At 33.5% G+C, this 25876-nt stretch carries 23 protein-coding genes; 16 read left to right on the top strand and 7 right to left on the bottom strand.

The features are described from left to right. The first annotated feature begins 210 nt into the window (after positions 1-210). The 6 genes from ACFSC2_RS03350 to ACFSC2_RS03325 are packed head-to-tail and all read left to right on the top strand — an operon-like array spanning position 211 to position 6440. Positions 211-810: a CDP-alcohol phosphatidyltransferase family protein gene (locus tag ACFSC2_RS03350; RefSeq protein ID WP_379816203.1), complete on the top strand. Its 600-nt coding sequence runs from the start codon at positions 211-213 to the stop codon at positions 808-810. A 6-nt stretch (positions 811-816) separates the two neighbouring features. Continuing rightward, the gene (locus ACFSC2_RS03345; RefSeq protein WP_379816202.1) at positions 817-1653 is read left to right on the top strand and encodes a phosphatidate cytidylyltransferase; all 837 of its coding nucleotides are present in this window, start codon (positions 817-819) and stop codon (positions 1651-1653) included. Then, complete coding sequence (locus ACFSC2_RS03340) at positions 1654-2697, top strand: patatin-like phospholipase family protein (protein ID WP_379816201.1); 1044 nt, start codon at positions 1654-1656, stop codon at positions 2695-2697. Continuing rightward, entirely contained in the window at positions 2694-3446 is a 753-nt protein-coding gene (locus ACFSC2_RS03335; RefSeq protein WP_379816200.1) for an SDR family NAD(P)-dependent oxidoreductase, read from the top strand. Before ACFSC2_RS03340 ends, ACFSC2_RS03335 begins: the two co-directional genes overlap by 4 nt. Then, a complete protein-coding gene (locus tag ACFSC2_RS03330; protein ID WP_379816199.1) occupies positions 3439-4722 on the top strand; it encodes a dual specificity protein phosphatase family protein in 1284 nt (427 codons plus the stop codon). Before ACFSC2_RS03335 ends, ACFSC2_RS03330 begins: the two co-directional genes overlap by 8 nt. A 14-nt stretch (positions 4723-4736) precedes the next feature. Further along, positions 4737-6440 carry an alpha/beta fold hydrolase gene (locus tag ACFSC2_RS03325; RefSeq protein ID WP_379816198.1) on the top strand — a complete coding sequence of 568 codons (1704 nt, stop codon included), beginning with the start codon at positions 4737-4739 and terminating at the stop codon, positions 6438-6440. Positions 6441-6520: 80 nt separating this feature from the next. On the opposite strand, the gene ACFSC2_RS03320 is transcribed toward ACFSC2_RS03325, so the two are convergent. After that, the gene (locus tag ACFSC2_RS03320) at positions 6521-8686 is read right to left on the bottom strand and encodes a hypothetical protein (protein ID WP_379816197.1); all 2166 of its coding nucleotides are present in this window, start codon (positions 8684-8686) and stop codon (positions 6521-6523) included. A gap of 449 nt (positions 8687-9135) precedes the next feature. On the opposite strand from ACFSC2_RS03320, the gene ACFSC2_RS03315 reads away from it, so the two are divergent. The 7 genes from ACFSC2_RS03315 (at position 9136) to ACFSC2_RS03285 (ending at position 16088) form a co-directional block, all read left to right on the top strand. Then, complete coding sequence (locus tag ACFSC2_RS03315) at positions 9136-9903, top strand: ParA family protein (RefSeq protein ID WP_379816196.1); 768 nt, start codon at positions 9136-9138, stop codon at positions 9901-9903. Positions 9904-9908: 5 nt separating this feature from the next. Then, positions 9909-10817 (top strand): ParB/RepB/Spo0J family partition protein, encoded by a 909-nt coding sequence (locus tag ACFSC2_RS03310; RefSeq protein WP_379816195.1) that lies wholly within the window; start codon positions 9909-9911, stop codon positions 10815-10817. Next, positions 10817-11377 carry a DUF5683 domain-containing protein gene (locus ACFSC2_RS03305; RefSeq protein ID WP_379816194.1) on the top strand — a complete coding sequence of 187 codons (561 nt, stop codon included), beginning with the start codon at positions 10817-10819 and terminating at the stop codon, positions 11375-11377. Before ACFSC2_RS03310 ends, ACFSC2_RS03305 begins: the two co-directional genes overlap by 1 nt. A gap of 41 nt (positions 11378-11418) precedes the next feature. Further along, on the top strand, positions 11419-12117 hold the full coding sequence (gene dapB, locus ACFSC2_RS03300) for a 4-hydroxy-tetrahydrodipicolinate reductase (protein WP_379816193.1): 699 nt from the start codon (positions 11419-11421) through the stop codon (positions 12115-12117). Between the two features lie 62 nt (positions 12118-12179). Further along, positions 12180-13733, top strand: coding sequence for a signal peptidase I (lepB, locus tag ACFSC2_RS03295; protein ID WP_379816192.1), 1554 nt, complete (start codon positions 12180-12182; stop codon positions 13731-13733). 91 nt (positions 13734-13824) lie between these two features. Beyond that, positions 13825-15381 carry a signal peptidase I gene (gene lepB, locus ACFSC2_RS03290; protein WP_379816191.1) on the top strand — a complete coding sequence of 519 codons (1557 nt, stop codon included), beginning with the start codon at positions 13825-13827 and terminating at the stop codon, positions 15379-15381. Between the two features lie 92 nt (positions 15382-15473). Further along, entirely contained in the window at positions 15474-16088 is a 615-nt protein-coding gene (locus tag ACFSC2_RS03285; RefSeq protein ID WP_379816190.1) for a WbqC family protein, read from the top strand. Positions 16089-16134: 46 nt separating this feature from the next. Here ACFSC2_RS03285 and ACFSC2_RS03280 read toward each other — a convergent pair whose 3' ends face one another. From ACFSC2_RS03280 to ACFSC2_RS03255, 6 genes are all read right to left on the bottom strand, one after another. Continuing rightward, positions 16135-17181: an endonuclease/exonuclease/phosphatase family protein gene (locus ACFSC2_RS03280; protein WP_379816189.1), complete on the bottom strand. Its 1047-nt coding sequence runs from the start codon at positions 17179-17181 to the stop codon at positions 16135-16137. A 16-nt stretch (positions 17182-17197) separates the two neighbouring features. Then, the gene (locus ACFSC2_RS03275; protein WP_379816188.1) at positions 17198-18061 is read right to left on the bottom strand and encodes a rhomboid family intramembrane serine protease; all 864 of its coding nucleotides are present in this window, start codon (positions 18059-18061) and stop codon (positions 17198-17200) included. Between the two features lie 45 nt (positions 18062-18106). Beyond that, a complete protein-coding gene (locus tag ACFSC2_RS03270; protein ID WP_379816187.1) occupies positions 18107-18919 on the bottom strand; it encodes a rhomboid family intramembrane serine protease in 813 nt (270 codons plus the stop codon). Continuing rightward, positions 18916-20853 (bottom strand): DNA mismatch repair endonuclease MutL, encoded by a 1938-nt coding sequence (gene mutL, locus ACFSC2_RS03265; protein WP_379816186.1) that lies wholly within the window; start codon positions 20851-20853, stop codon positions 18916-18918. Before mutL ends, ACFSC2_RS03270 begins: the two co-directional genes overlap by 4 nt. Positions 20854-21016: 163 nt before the next feature. Further along, a complete protein-coding gene (gene ribH / locus ACFSC2_RS03260; protein ID WP_379816185.1) occupies positions 21017-21589 on the bottom strand; it encodes a 6,7-dimethyl-8-ribityllumazine synthase in 573 nt (190 codons plus the stop codon). Between the two features lie 74 nt (positions 21590-21663). Then, complete coding sequence (locus ACFSC2_RS03255) at positions 21664-22443, bottom strand: tetratricopeptide repeat protein (protein ID WP_379816184.1); 780 nt, start codon at positions 22441-22443, stop codon at positions 21664-21666. A 305-nt stretch (positions 22444-22748) separates the two neighbouring features. Between ACFSC2_RS03255 and recF the strand changes: the two genes are divergently transcribed. From recF to ACFSC2_RS03240, 3 genes are all read left to right on the top strand, one after another. Then, on the top strand, positions 22749-23828 hold the full coding sequence (gene recF, locus ACFSC2_RS03250) for a DNA replication/repair protein RecF (RefSeq protein WP_379816183.1): 1080 nt from the start codon (positions 22749-22751) through the stop codon (positions 23826-23828). 159 nt (positions 23829-23987) lie between these two features. Next, the gene (locus ACFSC2_RS03245; protein ID WP_379816182.1) at positions 23988-24665 is read left to right on the top strand and encodes a DUF2461 domain-containing protein; all 678 of its coding nucleotides are present in this window, start codon (positions 23988-23990) and stop codon (positions 24663-24665) included. Positions 24666-24799: 134 nt separating this feature from the next. Continuing rightward, positions 24800-25849: a glycosyltransferase family 4 protein gene (locus ACFSC2_RS03240; protein ID WP_379816181.1), complete on the top strand. Its 1050-nt coding sequence runs from the start codon at positions 24800-24802 to the stop codon at positions 25847-25849. Positions 25850-25876 lie beyond the last annotated feature (27 nt).

The raw sequence follows: 25876 nt of genomic DNA, 5'->3' as shown, positions 1-25876 counted from the left end.
CTGCCACCCCGACAAAAAAGTCTTTTCAATTTTGGAAAGACTTTTTTTTTTTTGCAATAAACTTAAAATACATTGGTACCCACGGTTGCGCTCTTCCCGTAAATCATTAAGCCCTTTAAAGTTAAGTTTCTTTTTCAATCAAAATCAAAATGCATCTATATAAAGCAGGTTTTTTTATTACATTTGTTTTTGTACAAAATATCTGCTTAAATGATTTCCATATACACCATCAAACCTCAGTTTCAAAAACTACTCTCACCTATTCTGTTTTTTTTACATAAAAGAAATATTACTCCAAATCAAATTACTATTGGTTCTTGCTTTTTTTCTCTGCTAATTGGTATCTTTTTTTGGTATGCAGATTCTAATAATTTATTTTTTCTAATGCTTCCTATTGGTTTATTGCTGCGAATGGCTCTTAATGCCTTAGACGGAATGATGGCCAAAAAATATAATCTATCAAGCAAAACTGGCGAAATGTTCAACGAAATGGGCGATATTGTATCAGACTTATTTGTATTTTTTCCCTTACTCAAGTTTGAGCCAGAAGCTTTGTATCTTGTTGTATTGTTTATTGCTTTGAGTATTATAAACGAATTTGCTGGTGTTATGGGTAAAGTAATTTCGGGCGAACGAAGATATGACGGTCCAATGGGAAAAAGCGACAGAGCTTTATTGCTGGGAGTTTACGGAATTTTGAAATTTTGCAACGTTACTCTTGCTTCTTATTCAATTTGGATTTTCTCAGTTATTATTTTATTACTGCTTATCAGCACTTATATCCGAATCAATAAAACACTGAAATCATAAAGTGTAATGAGTAAAAAAGACCTTAGCACAAATAAATATGCCGATGTACCCCTTAGAGTAAGAAGCTGGATTGTTATTATAATAATCTTTACAACAGCAACACTGCACCCAACATTGATGTATGCATTTATTTGTTTTTTATCTTTTTGGGGAATGAAAGAGTTTTTATCACTCTACAACCTTTATACTAAAATAACAGCAGCCGTTCTTTTTCTGTTTTTGATACCGGAATACTTTTTATTGTTTACCCAAAACTACAGCTATTTCATAATTTATACGAGTCTGTTTGCTGTGGTAATAACACCACTCATTTTTTTCATCAATAAAACTCCTTTTAAAAAAAGTCTTATTGTTTTTATCGGAATCTTTCTTTGTGGCTTTTCAGTAGGTCATTTGGGATTTATATATAATTTTAATTTTCCGTACGCTAATATTATAGGCATACAACTCTTAATCCTTTTAGTTATTCCGACTGAATTAAATGATGTATTTCAGTACTTAACCGGAAAAGCATTTGGAAAAATAAAAATCACACCAAATATAAGTCCAAATAAAACTTTAGAAGGTTTTCTGGGAGGTTTGCTCTTAACGACACTTTTATGTAATCTTCTTGGTTTATTTTTATTACCCAATAAAAATTTTCTTTTAAATAGTGTAATAGGAATTCTAATCGGAGTTTTAGGATTTTTAGGAGATATTTTCATGTCTTATATCAAGAGAGATGCAGGTGTTAAAGACACTGGGAATTTAATTCCCGGACATGGCGGTCTATTGGACAGAATTGACAGCCTTATGTTTATTACACCAATTTATTTTGGGCTGCTCACTTACTTATTTCTGTAAATGCAAGAAAACAATATCAAATACAAAAGAGCAATGGTTTTTTCTGGCGGCGGAACACGCTTTGCGATGTACTGCGGTATGTTTGCTGCTTTTGAAGAAAAAGGACTTTCTCCCGATTTGATTATTGGCGTTTGCGGCGGTTCGATTGCAGCAGCAGTTATTAATTCATTTAAAACAAATTCAGAAAGAAAAAACTATTTACAATCAAGAGAGTTGTTTGAATTTGTACAAAACACAAAACTGACAAAAGAAAGAAAGCTTCATCGCATTGGCTGGTATTCTTTAAAAAAGACCTATTCTAAAAATAGAGCACCTTTTATCGAAAATGTTTTTGACAACTATCTTGTTAATATGTCACAAGATATTAGTTTACAACTTCCGTCACTTTCTTCTCAATTTGCTCAAAATATATCTTGTATCATTATTGGTTCTCAAATATTGTTTGACTCTTTGGATACTGGAAAAGCTCGAAAAAATAAAAAACTATACAAAAAAATATTATTTACAGATCCAATCACTGCTCAGAAAATTGATCTCAATACTATTAAAATTCAATCTAAAAATTACGAATTAAGCGCTGTTGATTCTTCTATTGAAATTTTAACCGACGTCCCAATGCAGAAGGCAATGCGAATTTCGGTTTCTGATATGTTTTATGTAGAACCAGTTCTATATCAGAATCAATATTATGCTGGAGGCGCAGTCGATTTGGTTCCTATAGAATTGGCTCTTGAAGTTGCAGACGAAGTTATTTTTGAAAACAAAAACAGCTATACCAATGTTGAAGAATCTCTCGTAAGAGCTGTTTTTGGCTTTAGCGGTAATCAACGTTTGGATGAAATTGAAAAAAAAGCAGTTAATTATTGGATTGACACCACCGACGCGACTCAAGCTTTGAACGGACATTACTGCCAGAAAAAGATTGACTGGAAAAATTTTGAAATAAAAATAGATTTGCCCGACTCATACGAAAAATTTGTAAACGACATAGGTAAACAATGGCAGTATGGATATGACAAAGCATTAAAAGCACTTCAAAAATGAAAATATTTATAACTGGCGGTACATCAGGAATAGGATTGGCTATTGCTGTACAATATTTAGAAGCAGGACATGAAGTTGGAATCTGCGGCCGTGATATTAAAAAGGTTCAACTTGAAAAAAACTATCCTCTTTTAAAAATGTATCAGCTTGATGTTTATGACAAAAACAGACTCGAAGAAGCCGTTTCTGATTTTGCAAATCAAAGTTTAGATATTATGATCCTTTCTGCGGGAAATTATTCAGACAGTGCACTTTACGACTTAACTTATGAAGAAAGCACAGAAATGCTTCGATGTAATATTGCGGGCGCTGTAAATTCTTTAGAAATTGCCAGAGATCATATGCATCTCAACAGAAAAGGTCATATCGCCGTTATTGCTTCGGTTTCTGGATTGCTGGATTATCCAAAAGCTACTATTTACAGCAAAACCAAAAGAGCGCTGATTCAGATTACCGACGCTTACCGCAGTGCATTAGAAAACTTTGGAATTAATGTAACCATAATAGCTTCCGGCTATGTAAATTCTCCAAGATTAAGAGAACTCAATAATGATGATTTATCTAAAAAACCTTTTGTGGTAGACTGCAGTTATGCCGCATCGATCATCATCAAAGGAATTGAAGAAAAAAAGAAACGAATTGTTTTTCCGTCAAAAATGAAATACCTGATTGGTTTTCTATCAATCCTTCCAACTCCATTATTGACTTTTATAATGCTGAAAAGGGTAAAACGTCAAAAAAATGGATAAAAAGGCGACTGTATCCACAAGGCTTTTATGGCTTGCGCTGAGTTATATATTATTTATGATAATTTATAATTCGAGTGCGTGGTATGCTTTTCATTTCCAAAAATCAGATTCTTTTGTATTTGATTTTGAAAAAAATATTCCGTTTTTAGAATGGATGATTATTCCGTACATGACAAGCGGACTATTATTTACACTTGCATTTTTCTTTTGTTCTTCGCAAAAAGATTTGATTCTTTTAACAAAGAGAATCAACTTTACAACTATACTATCGGGACTTTTTTTCTTTCTTTTTCCGCTCAAATTTTCTTTTGTAAAACCACAAACCGATTCTGATTTTTTAAATACTTTTTTTCATTTTTTAACTACTTGGGACAGTAATTATAATCAAGCTCCTTCTCTGCATATTGGCTATGCCGTTATTTTTTGGTTCATTATTCGCAAGGAATTCAAAAACTCAAAACTTCTAATAATGCTTCAAATCTGGATTTTGTTATTATGCATTTCTACTCTGACAGTTTTTCAGCATCATTTTATAGATATCATTACGGCACTGCTTCTTTCCTGCGTAACCTTTTTCATTTTTTCAGAAAATAAAAACCGAAATTATCGAATTGGTTTAGTCTACTACTTTTTCGGTTTACTGTTTTCATTAATTGCCTTATTGATTTATCAATATATTTCAAATTTCGGCTTATTGATTTTATGGATTTCTCTTGCTGTTTTTCTCGTTGGAACAGCTTATACTAACTCAAATCCAAGATTTCTAAAAAAAGAAGATGGCAGCATAAACTTCTTCAAAAAAATCATTTATTTCCCTTATTTGTTTATTTATAAAATAATCTGGCGTTTTGGCAGAAAAAACAGTAGTAATCCGATTACTGAAATAGTACCACAAATTTTTATTGGTGCCAAATTAAACTCCAAACAAGCAAAAGCTTTTATCAACGAACAAACTTATATAATTGATTTAGCAGCCGAAACTGAAGAAATTGACTTCATCAGGCATCAATCAAAATATTTTTCGAAACCTCTTTTAGATATCGGATCTATAAAAGACAAAGAGCTTGAAACAATAGTAACTTTATTAAAAGAGATTCACGCCAATATAAAACCCGACGAAAAAATTTTTATTCATTGTTTAATGGGCTATTCCCGAAGTGTATTTATAACTGTCTTTTTTCTGAAAGAATTATTGAATATTAAACTTGAAGAAGCAATTGAAATCGTTACAACAAAACATTCGCAATCTATATTCCCAAAATATCTAATAAATTAATTTAAATCAAAATCATGAAATCACAAACTTTCAATTCTTTTGACCAGGCTAAAATATATTATAAAGAATGGGATTTTAAACCTTCTCAAAAAACACTAATTGTACTGCATCGCGGTCACGAACATTCTGATCGTATGACAGAATTTGCAACTGACGAAAGATTTTCAAATTACAATATTTTCAGCTTCGACTTAAGAGGTCACGGTTATACAAAAGAGCCCGTATCTCCTGTTTTTATGGATTATATTAGAGACATGGATGCTTTTGTAAATTTCTTAAATACTGAATACGAAATTAAAACCGAAGATATTTTTATCGTTGCCAACAGTATTACGGGTGTAATTGTTTCGGCTTGGGTACATGATTTTGCTCCTCCAATTGCAGGAATGGCATTGGTAGCCCCAGCATTTGATATTAAATTATATGTGCCTTTTGCAAAAGAATTTATTGCTTTAGGAACTAAATTAAACAAAAATCTTTCTGTAAAAAGCTATGTAAAAGCAAAGGTTTTAACACACGATAAAACACAACAGGATTTGTACAATTCGGATCCATTAATTACCAAAGCTATTCATGGTGAAATGCTGGTGAATTATCTTGACGGAAGCAAAAGAATTGTCGAAGATGCAGAAGCAATAAATGTTCCGACTATATTATTTTCTGCCGAAAAAGACTACGTTGCCCGCAACAGCACTCAAAAAAAGTTTTTCATTAAACTAGAATCTACTCATAAAGAATTTGTAGAGCTTAAAGATTTTTATCACGGAATTTTATTCGAAAAAGACCGAACTATTGTTTACGATCACATCAAAAGATTTATTGAAGAAAGTTTTGCATTAACTGCGCCTCAAGCTTCTTTAAGCAGTGATAAATTTTCGAAAGATGAATTTCATACTATTTCTTTAAAAATGATTTCACTTCCCGAACGTTTAAATTTTGCGTTTCAGAAATGGTCAATGAGCAAAATAGGTTTTGTGAGCAACGGAATGAGAATTGGTCAGGTATATGGTTTTGACTCTGGTCTATCTCTTGATTATGTTTATAAAAATCAGCCTGCCGGGAAATTTGGTTTTGGTAAATTAATGGACAAATCTTATTTAAATGCAATTGGATGGAGAGGCATCAGAATTCGTAAACAACATTTGTTACATCAAATTGAAACTCAAATTAAGAGATTACAAGAAGAAAACAGACCGATTAAAATTCTAGATATTGCCGGCGGTACAGGAAATTATCTTTTTGACATTAAAAAGAAATATCCAGAAGCCGAAATTGTGGTGAATGATTTTAAGAAATCAAATATTGAAGCTGGAGAAAAAGAGCTTGCTGAAAAAGGAATTGATAAAATGCGTTTTACCAATTATAATTGTTTTGATCCCGAAACATACAAGAAGATTGATTTCACTCCTAATATTACTATTATTTCAGGAATCTTTGAATTGTTCGAAAACAACAAATTGGTAAGTAATGCAATATCTGGAGTAGCTTCGGTTTCTGAACCAAACAGCGCAGTAATTTATACTGGTCAGCCTTGGCATCCGCAGTTAAAAATGATTGCTTATGTCCTAAACAGTCATCAAGAAAAAGATTGGGTAATGAGACGCCGATCTCAAAGAGAACTTGATAATGTGTTTAAATTTAATAATGTAACAAAACAAAATATGCTGATTGACGATTTTGGAATTTTCACAGTTTCAACAGGAATCATAAATAAGTAGTTTTTCAACAAAACACGCTTCGCTTTGTAAAACAAAAAACTCTGAAGACAGCAATCTTCAGAGTTTTTCTATTTCTAATATCACTCCATATTTATATAAGCAGGATATGATTCTCGATTCGGTAAAGTAAATTCCTCATTAAAAGGCTGTGTTCCTCCTTCACCATTATATAAAGAAACCCGTTTTGCACCACCTGAAGTGCTGCCGCCTGTACTATTGATCACGTTTTGAATATTTCCAGAACCTGCAAAACGCGTAATGCACATTTTTTCGAGTTTCACTTTTGGACTGTTTGGCACTTCAAAACCATTTTTCTTATTTACATTTCCGTCTGTTCCTGTAAAAACGGCATAAGATCCCATTCCGATTGTGTGATGTTCTTTTACAGTATTAGCAACTTTAAAAGCAGCGTAACCATCAACTCTACCACCCTGACTGCTCCAGCTCGCCTGATTTGGCGCATCGTATGGAGGTTCATTTTGAAAGAAATAAGTCCTGCCTCTTTCTCCCAGCCATAAAACTTCATATTCTTGAAAATGTTCAACAAATAAAGCATAAAGTGTAACATCATTTCCTTTAACGATAAGTCCATTTTTACACCTGTCTCTTACCCAGCGCACATCGCCGCCTTTCTGCGAACCATGATCGGCACGCCATAACCAGAAATGATCGCCCACAACATTATTACTATTGATTTGCATCGAAGCCTGAATCTGGATATTTTTTGACTGAATACCTCCTACTCTGCAAGTGATATCCGTTAATAAAATAGGATCAACACTATGATCTGCATTTGCGTCTTCATTACCAATTCTGACTTGATACGTTGTGCTGTTAAAAGAATCCATTAAAAGTCCGGCGATAATAATTCCGTCTTTATCATCTGCGTAAATACACCCCCAAGTATTTTTCTCTGTTGGTTCCAATGTTACAGAAGCAATTCCTGCCCCCAAAAGAATCGCATCTTTCCTGTTTAATTGAATAGGCGCATTTAAAGAATAATGTCCAGGTGTAAAAAATATATTTTTACCCGCTTTTAACGCTGCATTAATTTCAAAATCAGTATCACCTTCTTTGGCAACATACCAGCTGGCAAGCAAATCCTGAACTTTTCCTTTTCCCATATCTGTTGCTGTCCATGAGGTTCCTACTCGATCTTTTTGCCAATCTGGAACAAATACTTTGTATTCTCCATCTTTATCAATAAACAAAAAAGGTTTTTCTCTAATAATAGGAGTTGCAGCAATTGGCGAATTGGTTTGATCTGCCTGAGGCGCATTTACACAACCCTGCCAAACCATATTATAAGAACCGCCCATTGCTCCCGAACCTGACGGAAAAACGGTATTTCTAGTATACCATTGCTGTTGACCAGCCCAGTTTGGTCTTGATGACGTATAATGCGTGTCGGCAATAAAACCGCCGCTTCCCCAAAAATTTGTATTTCCAATATCCGAAATATATTTTGAAGTACTATCAATAAGTAACCTTCTTGCGCTTGTAGACTGTGAAACGGTCCACGAAAAATCACGCATTACTTCTACATTTTCAACAGAACGCCAAAATGTACAAGTTGCATTTGCGCCGCCCGAGAGATGAGGTCTTGTAAATATTGACCCCAGTTTTACATCAGATGGTACTTTTCCTAAACCACCGATATGAGAATAAAATCCTAATTCGATTGAATTGGCTTCCGCCGAAGATGCAGAACCAGATCCGCCTACATCATAGGTCTGTCCGTTCACATTGGCTTTAAAATAATACGCCTGACGTTTTGTGGTCCACTCGCCGTTTGCACCTCCTAAACCAATGGCACTAAAATGCGAATTAATTTCGTTTCGCGCCGTTTCTGCTTTTTCATGTTTTCTGTCGTAGAAATACATATTGTCACCAAAAATTTCATTTTCGAGAGAAATTATCACTGTAATATCGTTACGGGTAACCTTATAATAATTTTCATATTTAGCCGCATTGGGTTTATTATCAGTAAATGTCAATTTAGAAGTCGAACCCACAGACACAAAATCTGATGCCAGACGACTTCCCCCTCTAGTTATCACATAATTCCCAGAAGAGCCAAAAGCCGACCATGATAACGTAATGTTGTGTTTCTTTTTGTTATAAACAATTTTGCGTTCTATTTTATTTCCTTCTATTTTTTTATTGTCAGAATAAGAAGAAACAAAACTGGATAAAATCAATATAAACAAAAATGCTGTAAATACTGAAGTCACTTTTTTAGTCATAAGAATGTTCATTTTGCGGTTTGATAGTTTGTAATAAATGTAGTTTTCAGGAAGTCTAAAATAGGGATAATCTTTACCAGTTTTGATTTCAAATTTCTTATCAAAAACTATACAAACGCCGATATTTAACCGTTCACAGCACAAACAAAACACATCATTTAAAGAAATCTCGTTTTATTATCTTTCAAAAAGCAGTTTAGTTTATCAAAAAAATGAGAAATTAAAATCCGAGCATTTTTACAAGACAAAATTTGATTCCAGTCGTTTTAAGACCGGAACTCTGATAATTTTTTTTCAAAATGTGGTTTATAATTCTATTCATAACTAAAATTATTTTCTGCCGAACACCCATGAAACCCCGATTAACCAAACTTTCTTAAATGTTAACAAAATAGATTTTCAAAAACCATAAATAATTGTATTTTTACGGTTCAAAATTCAGAAAATAAATGGGCAAAATCATTGCTATTGCTAATCAAAAAGGAGGCGTTGGAAAGACTACTACATCAGTAAATCTTGCAGCCGCATTAGGTGTTTTAGAAAAAAAAGTATTATTGATCGATGCTGATCCACAGGCCAATGCCACATCAGGTCTTGGAATTGACGTAGAAACAGTTGAATCTGGTACTTATCAAATTCTTGAGCATACTGTAACACCAAAAGAAGCCGTTTTAAAATGTACAGCTCCAAATGTTGACGTGATTCCTGCTCACATTGACCTTGTTGCTATCGAAATTGAATTGGTTGACAAAGAAAACCGTGAGTACATGCTTAAAAAAGCATTAGAAGAAGCAAAACAAGAATATGATTATATCATTATCGACTGTGCTCCTTCTTTAGGTTTATTAACTTTGAACGCTTTAACTGCATCAGATTCTGTAGTTATTCCGATTCAGTGTGAGTATTTTGCTCTTGAAGGATTAGGAAAATTATTGAACACTATTAAGAGTATTCAAAAAATACACAACCCAGAACTTGATATCGAAGGATTACTACTAACTATGTATGATTCTAGATTACGTTTGTCAAATCAGGTTGTAGAAGAAGTTCAAAAACACTTTAATGATATGGTTTTTGATACTGTAATTCAACGAAATGTAAAATTGAGCGAGGCTCCTAGTTTTGGTGAAAGTATCATTAATTATGATGCTACCAGTAAAGGTGCCGTAAACTATATTCATTTAGCTCAAGAAATTATAAAGAAAAACAGTAAATAGTTTTTATGACAAAAGTAATTAAAAAACAAGCCTTAGGAAGAGGATTATCAGCCTTATTAAAAGATCCGGAAAACGACATTAAATCAGTAGAAGATAAAAATGCTGATAAAGTTGTTGGAAATATTATTGAGCTTGAAATAAGCGCTATTGAGATAAATCCGTTTCAGCCTAGAAGCAATTTTAATGAAGAATCATTACGCGAATTAGCCACTTCTATTAAAGAACTTGGTGTAATTCAACCTATTACTGTTCGTAAATTAGATTTTAATAAATATCAGTTAATCTCTGGAGAACGTCGTCTTCGCGCTTCAACATTAGTTGGTTTAACACACGTTCCAGCTTATATTCGTATTGCGAATGACAACGAGTCCTTGGTTATGGCTTTGGTTGAAAACATCCAGCGTCATGACTTAGACCCAATTGAGATTGCACTTTCATATCAGCGTTTAATTGACGAAATTCAATTAACGCAAGAACAAATGAGTGACCGCGTTGGTAAAAAACGTTCTACAATTGCCAATTATTTACGTCTTTTAAAACTTGATCCGATTATCCAAACTGGTATTCGTGATGGTTTTATCAGTATGGGGCATGGTAGAGCAATTATCAACATTGACGATTTAGACGTTCAAACCGATATTTACCAAAAAATTGTAAGCCAAAATTTATCTGTACGTGAAACAGAAGCTTTGGTGAAAAATTACCATGAAGGTCTTACGCTTTCTCCAAAAGCAGAAGGAAAACCAAAAGCTGATTCTGCGTTTATTGTGAGAGAAACTCAAAAAAATACTTTTAACGACTATTTTGGTTCAAAAGTTGACATTAAAGTTGCTGGTAACGGAAAAGGGAAAATCACAATTCCTTTTAATTCTGAAGCCGACTTTAATCGAATTATAAAATTAATAAACGGATAGTGAATAAAATTGTCCCCATCAGTATATTGTTCTTTATAATAGGAACCGTTTCTCTTTTTGCCCAGGTAAAAAAAGACACGGTTTTGGTCGTAAAAGACACTACTGCAATACCAGAAATCGACCCTCTTACTCCAGCAAAAGCAGCTTTTTATTCTGCAATTCTGCCAGGTTTGGGTCAGGCATACAATAAAAAATACTGGAAAATACCTCTAGTGTATGGAGCGATCGGAACGAGTTTGTACTTTTATATTGATAATAATAAAAAATACAATCAATATCGCGACGCTTACAAAAGACGACTAGAAGGATATAATGATGATAATTACCAATTTCTTGACAACAGCAGACTTATTGCCGGGCAGAAGTTTTATCAAAGAAACAGAGACTTATCTGCTCTATTTGTAGTTGGTTTTTATGTATTAAATATCATTGATGCCAATGTGGACGCTGCTTTGATTCAGTTTAATGTAAACGAAAGATTATCAATGCGTCCAGAAATTTATCCCAACGATGTAACTTTTAGACCAAACGTTGGACTAACCTTTAATTATAAGTTTTAATAGAGTTCATTCTATTAAAAAAATTCAAAAAAAATATCATAATGAAAATTGCGCTTTTAGGATACGGAAAAATGGGTAAAGTAATCGAAAGAATTGCTTTAGAGAGAGGTCATGAAATAGTATTAAAAAAAGATGAATTAAATACTTATGACGGGCTTTCAACAGCAGATGTTGCCATCGATTTCAGCGTTCCTGCAGCAGCAGTTGCGAATATTTCAGCTGCTTTTAATGCCGGCGTTCCTGTTGTTTCAGGAACAACTGGATGGTTGGAGCATTATGACGAAATGATTGCTTTGTGCAATGAGAAAAAAGGAGGTTTTATCTCTAGCTCAAATTTTAGTTTAGGCGTAAATATCTTCTTCGGATTAAATGAATATTTAGCCAAATTAATGGCTCCATTTGATTCTTATAAAGTATCGATGGAAGAAATTCACCACATTCACAAATTAGATGCACCAAGCGGTACTGCAATTTCTTTAGCTCAAGGAGTTATCGAAAACAGTAATTATGCCGGATGGGCTTTAGACGAAACAAAAGACAATACAATACGTATTGAAGCTAAAAGAATTGGAGAAGTTCCTGGCACACACACTGTAAATTATGACTCTGCTATAGACAGCATCGAAATAAAACATACTGCCCATAATCGTGAAGGTTTTGCACTTGGTGCCGTTATTGCTGCCGAATGGCTTGCAGGCAAACAAGGAATCTTTACCATGAAAGATGTTTTAAACTTATAATAAATTGATCAAAATTTGAGAATACTTATCACTCAAATTTTAAATTAAAAAAATATACTATTATGACATTTTATGCTTGGTTCGTATTTTTCTTAGCTGTTCAAATTATCCATTTTTTAGGAACTTGGAAATTATATCAGGCTGCAGGAAGAAAAAGCTGGGAAGCTGCAATTCCGGTTTATAACTCTATTGTTTTAATGAAAATCATTAACCGTCCGACTTGGTGGACGCTTTTACTTTTCATTCCGATTATCAACTTAATCATGTTTCCTGTTGTTTGGGTAGAAACATTAAGATCTTTTGGTAAAAAATCGACATTAGACACTTTATTAGGTTTATTTACACTTGGTTTTTATATCTATTACGTTAATTACACGCAAAAATTAGAACATTATAAAGACCGTAAATTAACTCCAGAAAACAAAACCGGCGACACAATCAGTTCGTTACTTTTTGCAATTATAGTAGCAACTTTGGTACATACTTATGTTGTGCAGCCATACACTATTCCGACTTCATCTTTAGAGAAATCATTATTAATCGGCGATTTCTTATTTGTCAGCAAATTAAATTATGGCCCTCGAGTTCCTATGACAACTGTTGCATTGCCAATGGTTCACGACTCGATCCCGATGACTAAAAGCAAATCATATTTGAGCTGGCCTCAATTACCGTATTTGAGACTTCCAGCTATTCAAAAAATAAAACGATGCGACATTGTCGTTTTCAACTGGCCGGTCGATACCGTTCATTATTTCTTTGAGCCAAAAGGACGTCCAGGTGTTATTAAGCCAATCGATAAAAAATCAAATTACGTAAAAAGATGTGTTGGTATTCCTGGTGACAGTTTATCAATCAAAGATGGATTTGTTTTTATTAACGGACAAAAATTAGTTTTACCAGAAAGAGCAAAACCGCAATATTCGTATTCTGTAGCTTTGGACGGAAAAACACCAATTGATTTTGAAAGTCTTCTTAGAGAATTAGACATCACAGACGGAGCTGGTTTTAAAAGCGAGAAAAAGGACACTTTGTACTTTAGAGCGTTAACAGAAGCAAGTGCAGAACGTCTTAAAAATACTCCTGGAATTACTGCTGTAAAAAGAGAAATTGACAGAGGAAACGACAACGCTATTTTCCCGCACATCAATAAATGGAGTCAGGATAATATGGGACCTATTTATATTCCAGAAGCAGGAAAAACAGTTGCTTTGACTAATGAATCGCTTCCATTTTACAAAGAAATCATCACCAATTACGAAGGCAATAAATTAGATATTCAAGGTTCTAAATTTATTATCAACGGAAAACCTGCAACGACTTACACCTTCAAACAAAATTATTATTGGATGATGGGAGACAATCGTCATAATTCTGAAGATTCTCGTTATTGGGGTTACGTTCCAGAAAATCATATCGTTGGTAAACCAGTTTTCATTTGGTTAAGCTGGGATACAAACGGAAAAGGAATCAATAAAATTCGCTGGAACCGAGTTTTTACAACTGTTGACGGCGAAGGACAACCGCAATCTTACTTTAAATATTTCTTAATTGCTCTGGCATTATTCTTTATCGGAGATTTTTTCTGGAAAAAGAGAAGAGAAAATAAAGCATAATTAAATCAATAATATTTTTGTGTCAGGTTTCAAGTTTCAAGTTTATGTAAACCTGAAACTTGAAACCTGAAACTTTTTAAACTACATCCATATGACGTTTTACCTTTGGTTCGTATTTTTTCTTGCTGTGCAAATAATCCATTTCTTAGGAACTTGGAAATTGTATCAAGCTGCTGGGAGAAAAAGCTGGGAAGCTGCAATTCCGGTTTACAACGCTATTATTTTAATGAAAATCATCCATCGTCCTACTTGGTGGACGCTGTTATTATTTATTCCAATTATCAATTTAATAATGTTTCCAGTTGTTTGGGTTGAAACATTAAAAACGTTTGGCAAAAGTTCCACTTTAGACACTCTTTTAGGAATCTTTACTTTAGGGTTTTATATCTATTACGTTAATTACACTCAAAAACTAGAATACAAAACCGAAAGAAATCTTAAACCCGAAAACAAAACTTCTGACACAATAAGCTCACTGCTTTTTGCTATTATAGTGGCAACTTTAGTACACACTTACGTTGTACAGCCATTTACCATTCCGACAGCATCGCTAGAAAAATCATTACTAATCGGCGACTTTTTATTCGTTAGTAAATTAAATTACGGACCAAGAGTTCCAATGACAACCGTTGCATTACCAATGGTACACGATTCCATTCCGTTAACTAAGAAAAAATCATATTTAAGCTGGCCTCAATTACCTTATTTGAGACTTCCAGCCTATGAGAAAATAAACCGTTGCGACATTGTTGTTTTTAACTGGCCGGTCGATACCGTTCATTACTTCTTTGAGCCAAAAGGAAGACCTGGTGTTATTAAACCAATCGACAAAAAATCAAATTACGTAAAAAGATGTGTGGGTATTCCGGGAGACAGTTTATCTATTAAAAACGGAATTGTTTTTATTAACGGACAAAAGTTAGTTTTACCAGAAAGAGCGAAACCTCAATTTGCTTACGGAGCTGCGTTGGACGGAAAAACACCAATTGATTTTGAAAGTTTATTAAAAGAATTAAACATTGATCTTAAAGGAGTTGGTTTTAGAAGCGAAAAAAGAGATACATTATTCTTTAATGCTTTAACAGAAGCAAATGCAGAACGATTGAAAAGCGTATCTGGAATCACTTCTATGACACGAATTATTGACAAAGGAAATGATAATGCCGTTTTCCCTCACATCAATAAAGGAACTCAGGACAATATGGGGCCGATTTATGTTCCAGAAGCAGGAAAAACAGTTGCTTTGACTAACGAATCACTTCCTTATTATCAAGAAATAATTACCAAGTACGAAGGAAATACGTTAGAATTGAAAGGTTCTAAATTTATCATCAACGGAAAACCTACGACGACTTATACCTTCAAACAAAATTATTATTGGATGATGGGTGATAATCGTCATAATTCTGAAGACAGCCGTTATTGGGGATATGTTCCAGAAAACCATATTGTCGGAAAACCTGTTTTTATCTGGATGAGCTGGGATACAAACGGAAAAGGTATCAATAAAATTCGCTGGGATAGAGTTTTTACGACCGTAAACGGCGAAGGCCAGCCTCAATCTTATTTTAAATATTTCCTTATCGCATTAGCGCTTTATTTTGTGGGCGAATTTTTCTGGAAAAGAAGAAAAGCCAATAGAGCATAATTATAAAAATAGTACTTTTGTTTCAGGTTTCAAGTTTCAAGTTCAGACAACCTGAAACCTGAAGCTTGAAACTTTAAAACGAAACAAAAAAAATGAATTCCTTATTACTTCCGACATACTTCCCTTCTATCAGTCATTTTGCAGTTATTGCACAATCTGATGCTATTACTTTTGAAATGGAAGATAATTTTCAGAAACAGACTAATAGAAACAGAACGTATATCTATAGTCCAAACGGAATTCAATTATTAAATATTCCTGTTAAGCATTCAAAAAACGCGCATAATAAAACGAAAGATATTTTGATCGAAAATGATTTTGACTGGCAGAAACAGCATTTTAAATCACTAGAAGCCGCTTATAGAAGTTCTCCGTTCTTTGAGTTCTTTGAAGATGATATTACTCCTATTTTCGAAAAAAAACATGCGTTTTTAATGGATTTGAATTTCGAAGTTTTTGACATCGTAACAAAATGTCTTAGAATGAAAGTCGAGTTTGGAAAAACAACTGAATATTTCCACGAAACGCCAGATTTTAAAGATTTCAGATATTTGGCTAACGGAAAAAAAGACACGAATTCTTTTGAAAAATACACTCAAACTTTTGATGACAAACACGGATTCATCAACAATTTAAGTGTTTTGGATTTGCTTTTTAATGAAGGTAAATTTGCAATGGATTATTTAAAAAACCAGAAAATAGTATAATGCAATTTGGAATTTGGAATTTCAAAAATTGAATTTTTATATTTCTTTATTCCATTGACAATCTCGTCATGATCGGATAATGATCTGAATTTTCAAAATCGGAGAAGCTTTCAAATTGTTTAACTTTCATTTTACTGTCATTAAAAATATAATCGATTCTGGCAGGATAGTAACGGAATTTATAAGTTGCTCCAAAACCTTCTCCAGCTTCTTCAAAAGCGTCTTTCAGTTTTCCTTTTATACTTCTGTACACGTATGAAAACGGACTATTATTCATATCACCGCAAATAATAATAGGATATTTGCATTTTTTGATATGCTCTTTAAAAATCTCAGCTTGTTCCTGCTGCTGTCTGAAACCTTTACTGATTCTGTTATAAATAAGCTGTGATTTTTTCTGATTGACATTATCGATATCATTAGAAATTTCATTGACATCTGGCGAAATTCTAATCGACTGCAAGTGCATATTGTAAACACGGATAATATCTTTTCCGCGCTTAATATCGGCATAAACTACATTGTTATCTGATTTTGGAAAAATAATATTTCCTTCTTCTATAATTGGAAACTTAGAAAAAATAGCCTGACCCGTTTTAACTTTCTTTCCTTCAATAAAAATATAACGATGCGGATACACTTTTAAGTCTAAATGTGCCGAATTAGAATATTCTTGAATACATAAAATATCAGGATCTTTCTCGTCTATAAAAGTTTTAATGTTTAAAGGGATATCATCGCGGTCCAGCCATTTAAAAACATTAAAAAGGCGGACATTATAACTCATTACCGAAAAGTCTTTTTCGCCATGAATGTATTCTTTAGCGGAAAATTTATAAAATTTACTGATAAAAGTAATTCCGGTTAATAATACCAAACCAGACAAAATAAGACGCTTTTTAAACTGAATTCCCCAATAAACAAAGAAGAACCCGTTTAAAACGAAAAAAGCCGGCATAAACAGCGTAAGCACCGATAAAAGCGGAAAACTTTTAGGTGCTAAAAACGGCAGAATATAAATACTAAATGTCAGGACAGTCAGTACAATGTTCAAAAAGAACATAATCTTATTAAACCAAGAAAGGTTTTTCATATTTTCCTCCTACAAATTATTTTCCAGCTTTAAACAAAAACTCTTTTTCTTCTTTCGTCAGACAATCATAACCCGATTGACTGATTTTATCCAAAATTTCGTCAATCTGCTGCTGCGTTTTGTCTTTCGTAACAATTCTAGATGTTGATCTTTCTGTAGGTTTTTTGTAATTTTTATGAACTTTTTTAAATGGGGTCGTGGGAGATTTTCTAAAAAGATTGGCGAAAAAATCCAATGTTTTAGAAACAATGATACTCAAATCGGTACCATTTTGAAGCAGTTTGATATAAATAAATCCGAATAAAGCACCAGCAAGATGCGAAATATGTCCGCCAGTATTATCTAAACGAAACTGCATTAAGTCTAATACTAAAATTACAGCTGTAATGTGCCAAAGTTTAACGTTCCCGAAAAGAAACAAACGCACACCCATTAATGGCGAGTAAGTGGTCACAGCTACCAAAATTGACATAATCGCTGCCGAAGCTCCAACAATAGAAGCACTTATGTTTGAAAAATAGAATCCCAACGCAAATGCGATTCCAGCAAAAATGGCACTTAAAATATACAATCCTAAATACTGTTTTTGAGTAAAATAAGTCAAAAACAAAGTACTGGCAAAATTGAGCACCATCATATTAAACAACAAATGGAAAAATCCATCGTGAAAAAAAGCATAGGTTAAAAAAGTCCAAGGTTTATACATAAAAACCTGCGGATCTGACGACAAAGCCAGCCAGCTCGGAAAAGCAAACTGACCAATTGAAAACTGATAGAAAAAAATTAAAGAAACTATAAAACAGGCAATGTTCCAATAAATAACACGCATTGCAATTCCGCCCAATCTATATTGCAGTTTTAAATCGTCTAAAATATTCATAAAAGCTTTTTTGTATTTTTTAGAATTCGAACTTAAAGTTATAAATTAATTCCAACGATTATTGTTAAACTGATTTTTTTTCCAGTACCACATCATTAAAAATCCTGTCAATGCTCCACCAACATGTGCAAAATGCGCAATTCCGGTTCCGCCAGAACCAAATAATGAACTTCCTTTAAATCCTAAAAATAAATCGATTGCTAAAATCCCAGGTACAAAATATTTAGCTTTAATTGGCACAGGAATAAACATAAAACCAAGTTGTGCATTTGGAAACATAAAAGCAAAAGCAGTCAATAAACCGTAAATTGCCCCAGAAGCACCTAAAACTGGCGATTGCACAATTCCATTAGCCTCAGCCAAAATATTATACTGCTCTTGTGTACAATGTGCATTATTTAAAATAGTTGCTATTTCTCCAGGCATCATTCGATTATTAGCATCAAACAAGGATCTAAGATCCGTATTCAAAATTAAATGCAAATCTGTTTTAGACAAATGCAAATCAGCTACAGAATTTAAAAGAGATTGAAGCTGCAAATAATTTACTCCTGTATGAAGTAAAGCCGCTCCTAAACCACAAGAAATGTAAAAAAACAAGAATTTCTTTCCGCCCCAAAAATGCTCTAATGCAGAACCAAAGCTGTATAAAGCAAACATATTAAATAAAATATGCATAAGATTTGGCCAAGGTGCATGCATAAACATATGCGTTATTGACTGCCAAAGTCTAAAACTATCGCTTTCTGGATAAAAAAGCATTAAATATTCATACGACACTGGAACCAGCTGCGATCCAATAAAGAAAATAATATTAATAATGAGTAGTTGTTTAACTACTGGAGTCATATTCATCATATAGCAAACTTTTTATCTATATCTTCCACACGCATGGTAATGAAAGTAGGTTTTTGAAAAGGTGAAATATTTGGATCTTTACAGGCAAATAATCCATTTACTAGATTATCCTGTTCTTTTTCGGTTAAATAAGATCCCGTTTTAACCGCTAAACTTTTGGCCATTGATTTGGCAATTGTATCGTTCTGACTATAACTGCTTGCTGGGATACCGTCTTGCAAATCGCTCAATAATTGCTCGATTACCAACGAAACTTCACTTTCTGTAATATTCACAGGAATTCCAGAAATTACTACATGTTCTTTTTTTGATTCGTCAAAAACAAATCCTGTAGTTTCCAGCGAAGGTTTTAATTCTTCTATTAATTCTAATTCTGCGGCCGAATAAAACAAATCTAACGGAAACAATAATTGCTGGCTCGAAGCCTGATCAACTGTCATGTTCAGCAAAAACTGCTCGTACAAAATACGCTGGTGAGCGCGTTGCTGATCCACAATAATCATTCCTGATTTTATTGGCGAAACAATATATTTTTTATGAATTTGATATGTTTTCTGAGTCGCTTGCTCTACTTCATCATCATTAAAAAGAGAAGAAGTTACTTCTTCATTTTCAAATGTAAAAGGCGAACTTTCTATACTTTCCGGATTCTCAATATCCAAACCTACATAAAGACTTTCCCAGCTTGCAGTTGGCTCTACTTTTTTTGAATAACCTGAGTAAGACGATCCTGAAAATGATGAACCCGAAGAAGATCCAGATGAACCAGAACTATAACTTGACCCGCCAGAACTCGCTTTACTATAATGCTGATTGGTTTTATCATCTGTAAACGGATTAAATGTCCCATCAACCTGAATGGTAGGCACTTCTGCTTCTACATCTTTATAATGATATGGTGTATCTAAATTAGAGTCACGATCAAAATCTAAAACCGGAGAAACATTAAATTGTCCTAAACTATGTTTAATTGACGCTCTTAAAATAGCATACAACGCTTGTTCATCATCAAACTTAATTTCTGTTTTAGTCGGATGAATATTGATATCTATAGTATTTGGCGGTACTTGCAGATACAAGAAATAACTTGGCTGCGAGCCGTCTTTTAATAATCCTTCATAAGCCGACATCACTGCATGGTGCAGGTAACCGCTTTTAATAAATCGATCGTTAACAAAAAAGAACTGTTCTCCTCTATTTTTCTTAGCAAACTCGGGTTTGCAGACAAATCCTTGAACATTTATAATCTCGGTATCTTCATTAACGGGAACCAGTTTTTCATTGGTTTTCCCAGACATTATTCCTACAATTCTCTGGCGATAACCAGCGGCAGGGAGATTATACATTTCGCTTCCGTTATGGTAAAAAGTAAAATGAATATTTGGGTGTGCCAAAGCTACACGCTGAAATTCATCCATAACATGACGAAATTCGACTGTATCCGATTTCAAGAAATTACGACGCGCAGGAATATTAAAAAATAAGTTTTTAACCGCAAACGAAGTTCCTTTTGGCAAAACAGCAACTTCTTGCGAAACAAACTTACTTCCTTCAATTATAATATGCGTTCCTAGTTCGTCTTGATCTTGTTTGGTTTTCATTTCCATGTGTGCAATCGCTGCAATAGAAGCCAAAGCTTCTCCACGAAAACCTTTTGTACCAAGCGAAAACAAATCTTCGGCCTGACGTATTTTTGATGTCGCATGACGAGCAAAACACAAACGAGCGTCGGTAACATTCATTCCTACACCATTGTCAATAACCTGAACTAAAGATTTACCCGCATCTTTTATAATCAATTTAATGTCTGTTGCTTTTGCATCTACAGCATTTTCTAACAACTCTTTTACAACCGAAGCTGGTCTTTGAACCACTTCTCCGGCAGCAATTTGGTTAGCAACGTGATCTGGAAGCAATTGAATAATACTCGACATTAAGCAAAAATAATTTAAAAGTTAGGTTAAGTTTTTTCGAACCAAGAAGCACAAATTTAGTGAATTTTGGTTTGGTTTTGGAATAACACTCATCATAAAAAAAACAAAAAACCTATACTATTATGACACAGTATAGGTTTTATTATTTTTAAAACAAATGTGTTTATTCTTTTTCGATTTTTATTGGAGTTTCTTCGATTTGAAGGGCGCCCGAAGACAATAATGGCTGATTAAAAGAATGTGCTATTGAAGCCTGCTGACGAATATAAGCCATTTTTATAGCTGCAATTGCTGCTTCTGTACCTTTATTTCCGTGAATACCACCGCTTCTGTCAATAGACTGCTGAATATTGTTATCTGTTAAAACGCAGAAAATTACCGGAATATCTGTTTGCACATTCAAATCTTTAATTCCTTGCGTAACGCCTTCGCAAACAAAATCAAAATGTTTTGTCTGGCCTTGAATTACACAGCCAATTACGATAACGGCATCTACATTTTGAGTCTGAAGCATTTTCTTTGCTCCATAAATAAGCTCAAAACTTCCTGGAACATTCCAACGAATAATTTGCTGTGCTGGAACATCACAATCGATTAGCGCCTCAAAAGCGCCGTTATACAATCCTTCAGTTATAGTATCATTCCATTCAGAAACAACAATCCCAAATCGAAAGTCTTTCGCATTTGGGATTGTGTTTTTATCGTATTCTGATAGATTTTTATTTTCAGTAGCCATCTTTTATATTTTAGATTTTTGATTTTATATTCTTAAATACAAATCTACAATCTTAAATCTAAAGTCTAAAATTTTTATTGTGCTAATCCGATCAAAGCATCAATAGTTGCTGCTTCTGGAGTTGCATCGTAATTATCTTTAATATCATTAAAATACTTTAAAGCATCTTCTTTTTGACCTAAAGCTAAAGCTGTTTTTCCAGCTTTTAACAAGAAACGAGGCGTTGTAAAATCATTTTTGTTAGAAGAAGCTGCTTTTTCATAATAGTCTAAAGCTTCTTTTGGCTGGTTTTTTTGAGAATAAGCATCACCGATAGCACCTTTTGCTAGAGCGCTTAAGATTATATCTTCTGATTTGAATTCTCCTAAATATTTAATAGCATCGTCATACTTACCTGTATTTAAGTAAGCCATACCTGCGTAGTAGTTTGCTAAGTTTCCTGCATCTGTTCCAGAATATTCGTCAGCGATTTTAACAAATCCGAATTTACCTTCTGAACCGTTTAATGATAATTTGTATAATGAATCGCTAGAAACACCGTTTAAAGCTTTTTCAAAATTTTGCTGTGCTACAAACATTTCGCTTGCTGCTTCTTCCTGCTTAGGATTTGCAATAAATTTTTGGTAACCTAAATATCCAATTGTAGCAATTGCAATACCTGCAACTAAACCAATAATGATTTTTTGATTTTTAGCCACCCAATCCTCAGTTTTTGAAGCTGTCTCGTCTAATTTTGAAAAAACGCCAGCTGTTGTGCTGTCTTTTTCGTCAATAATTACTTGTTGCTCTTCAGTAACTTCTTTAACTTCCTTCTCTTTTGGTGTCTTATATCCTCTTTTATTGTAAGTTGCCATTTAAAAATTATTTAGTGAACGGCAAAAATAAAATTTTTATTGAAATTGACGTAAAAAATTTCGATTTTATCACTATTTTAAAAGAAATATTTTGCATTTGCTTTTATGCTTCCGCGAAAGCGCCAAAACTAATCAGCTCAAAACGTCGTTTATTTCCTTATTACCAAGACTTTTCTAATCATTTCGACACTTAATCCCGAACTTGATTTTATATTAGCAGAATAGTATATTTAGGTTCTGATTTATCAAAATATTAAACTTCTTTAAGAATCTTCCTTTTTGTACCTTTGTGGTTTCTTTTAAAAATGCATTTAAACAAAATCTCCTTATTTAATTACAAAAACTTTTCTGAGGCAAGTTTCGAATTTGACCACAAAATCAATTGTTTTGTCGGCAAAAACGGAATCGGAAAAACCAATGTATTAGATGCTATTTATCATTTGGCTTACGGAAAAAGTTATTTTAATCCGCTTGCCGTTCAAAACATTAAACATGGTGAAGAGTTTTTTGTAATTGATGCCGAATTAGAAAAAAGCGAACGAACCGAACAAATTGTCTGCAGTTTAAAGAAAGGCCAAAAGAAAGTTTTAAAACGTAATGGAAAAGCTTACGATAAATTTTCAGATCACATTGGTTTTATTCCGCTTGTGATTATTTCACCTGCCGACCGCGATTTAATTGTTGAAGGAAGTGAAACCCGCCGTAAATTTATGGATAGTGTGATTTCGCAATTAGACTCTACTTATCTTCATCAGCTTATTCAGTACCAAAAAGTAATCGTGCAGCGAAATGCGCTTTTAAAATATTTTGCTCTAAATCATGTTTTTGACAACGATACCTTGTCTATATATAATGAGCAATTACAGGAATTTGGAAACTCGATTTTCGAAAAAAGAAAAGATTTCATAGGGCAGTTTCTACCTATATTTAATAAACATCATCACGATATAACGGGATCGGAAGAAAGTGTACAATTGGTTTACGAAAGTCATTTATTCGAAAAAGACTTATTAACGCTTTTACAGGAAAATATAAACAAAGATCGTGCACTGCATTATACAAGTGTCGGAATCCATAAAGATGATTTATCTTTTGAAATTGATTCGCATCCGATTAAAAAATTCGGCTCGCAGGGGCAGCAGAAATCATTTTTGATTGCATTGAAACTGGCGCAGTTTGAATTCTTAAAAAAACAAAGCGGCGTAAAACCAATTTTACTTTTTGATGATATTTTTGACAAACTAGACGAAACGCGTGTAGCAAAGATTGTAGAAATGGTAAACAGCGAAACTTTCGGTCAATTATTCATTTCTGACACTCATCCTGAACGTACCGAAACAATTGTAAAATCGACACATCAGAGTTATAAGATATTCAATTTGTGATTTTTTTTCGCCACGAATTACACGAATTTCACTAATCAAAACTTTGACAAAGTTTGAAACTTTGTCAAAGTTGATCAATAACCAATAAGAAAATTAGTGTAAATTCGTGTAATTAGTGGCAGTCTTAAAAAAACAACTGCAATCAAAAAAACACACAATATGCTAACGAAAGAATCATTACAGTTTTTAGACGATTTAAAAAAGAACAACAATAGAGAATGGTTTCAGGACAACAAAAAGAGATACGAAGTTTTCAAAAAAGATTATCATCAATTGGTAAGCGATTTTTTGGACGCGATGAAACCGCTTGATCCTTCACTGGATTTGTTAGAAGTTAAAAACTGTACTTTTAGAATCAATCGTGATATTCGATTTTCTAAAGATAAATCTCCTTACAAAGCACATTTGGGCGTCTGGCTTTCGGCTGGCGCGAAAGGTGCAAATCGTTCCGGTTATTACGTTCATATAGAAAAAGGCGCAAGTTTTATTGCCGGCGGATTTTATTCTCCAGACGCTGACGAACTTAAAAAAGTACGTAAAGAAATTGCGTTTTTTCATGAAGATTTGGAAGCCATTTTAGCGGATAAAAATTTCAAGAAAGAATTCGGAAGTTTAGAAGTAAACGAAAACAATTCACTTAAGAGCATGCCGAGAGGCTACGAAAAAGATCATCCGGCAATTGAGTTTTTGAAACTAAAAAGCTTTACGGTTTCTCAAAAATACGATATTTCAGAAGTGCTTCAGAAAGATTTTGTTTCTAAAATGACTAAAAAATTAATTGTTCTTAAGCCTTTAAACGAATTCATCAACCGTGCTTTAGAGACAGAAGAATTTTAAAAAAATTGATCGCCACGAATTCACGAATTATTCACGAATTATTCATGAATTCGCGGCGAAAAAATATTTCATAGTTTTAAACCTTAATTCGTAGAAATTAGTGAAATTCGTGGCGAAAAAATTTAAACCATAGAATGAAAAGAAAAATACTTTTTCTGGGAGAATCTTACCGCGCTGATGCCATAACTTGGATGAATGGTTTGAAACAATTTGGCGATTTTGAAATTATTACATGGGAACTTCAAACCCCAAATAATTCGAAAACCAACAGATTGAAACGCATTTTAGAGTATTTCTTCTCTCCTATTTCTATTCGAAAAATTATTAAAAAAGAAAAACCAGACATGGTAATCGCCGAAAGAACGACCAGTTATGGTTTTCTAGCCGCTTTATCAGGATCTAAAACTATTGCAATCGCACAGCAAGGACGAACAGATTTATGGCCAGAAGGCTCTTCATTATATCCTTTTAAAAAATTCATTCAGAAATATGCTTTCAAAAAAGCGCATTTAATTCATGCTTGGGGGCCTGTCATGGCAATTCACATGAAAGCAACTGGCGTTGATATGAACAAAGTTTTGGTTCTTCCAAAAGGAATTGATTTATCGCGTTTTACTCCTTCAATAAATAATTCAAATAAAATTGAAGCGATTGTGACACGTTCACTTCAGCCAGAGTACCGACACGATTCTATTTTAAAAGCTTTTGGAGTTTTAAATCAAAAAGGAATCGATTTTTCGTTAACTATTGTGGGTGACGGAACTCGATTGCAGTTTTTAAAAGATTTAGCTAAAGAATTACAAATCGAAAACAAAGTGATTTTTACAGGAAGAATTCCGAATACAGAACTTCCTAATCTTTTACAAAAATCCAATATCTACATCAGCATGCCGATTACCGAAGGCGTTTCTGCTTCTTTGTTCGAAGCTATGGCTTGCAATTGTTATCCTATCGTTTCTGATATTGCCGGAAATCAAAGCTGGATCAAACACCGCGAAAATGGTCAATTAATTACAATTGATGATATTGAAATGTTAGCAGAAGAATTAATCTGGTCTTTTGAAAATCCTGAATTGCGAAATGAAGCCATTATTCGAAATAGAAAATTTGTGGAGGAAAATGCTAATTATGATATTAATATGAAGGTTGTTTCGGAGAAATATCATGAGTTATTGAACAAATAAAATTGCTTATCCTATTAAAAACAAAAT

This window comes from Flavobacterium artemisiae, assembly GCF_042678225.1.
In the GTDB taxonomy this organism is placed as follows: domain Bacteria; phylum Bacteroidota; class Bacteroidia; order Flavobacteriales; family Flavobacteriaceae; genus Flavobacterium; species Flavobacterium artemisiae.
This window is presented reverse-complemented; position numbering and strand designations above follow the sequence as displayed.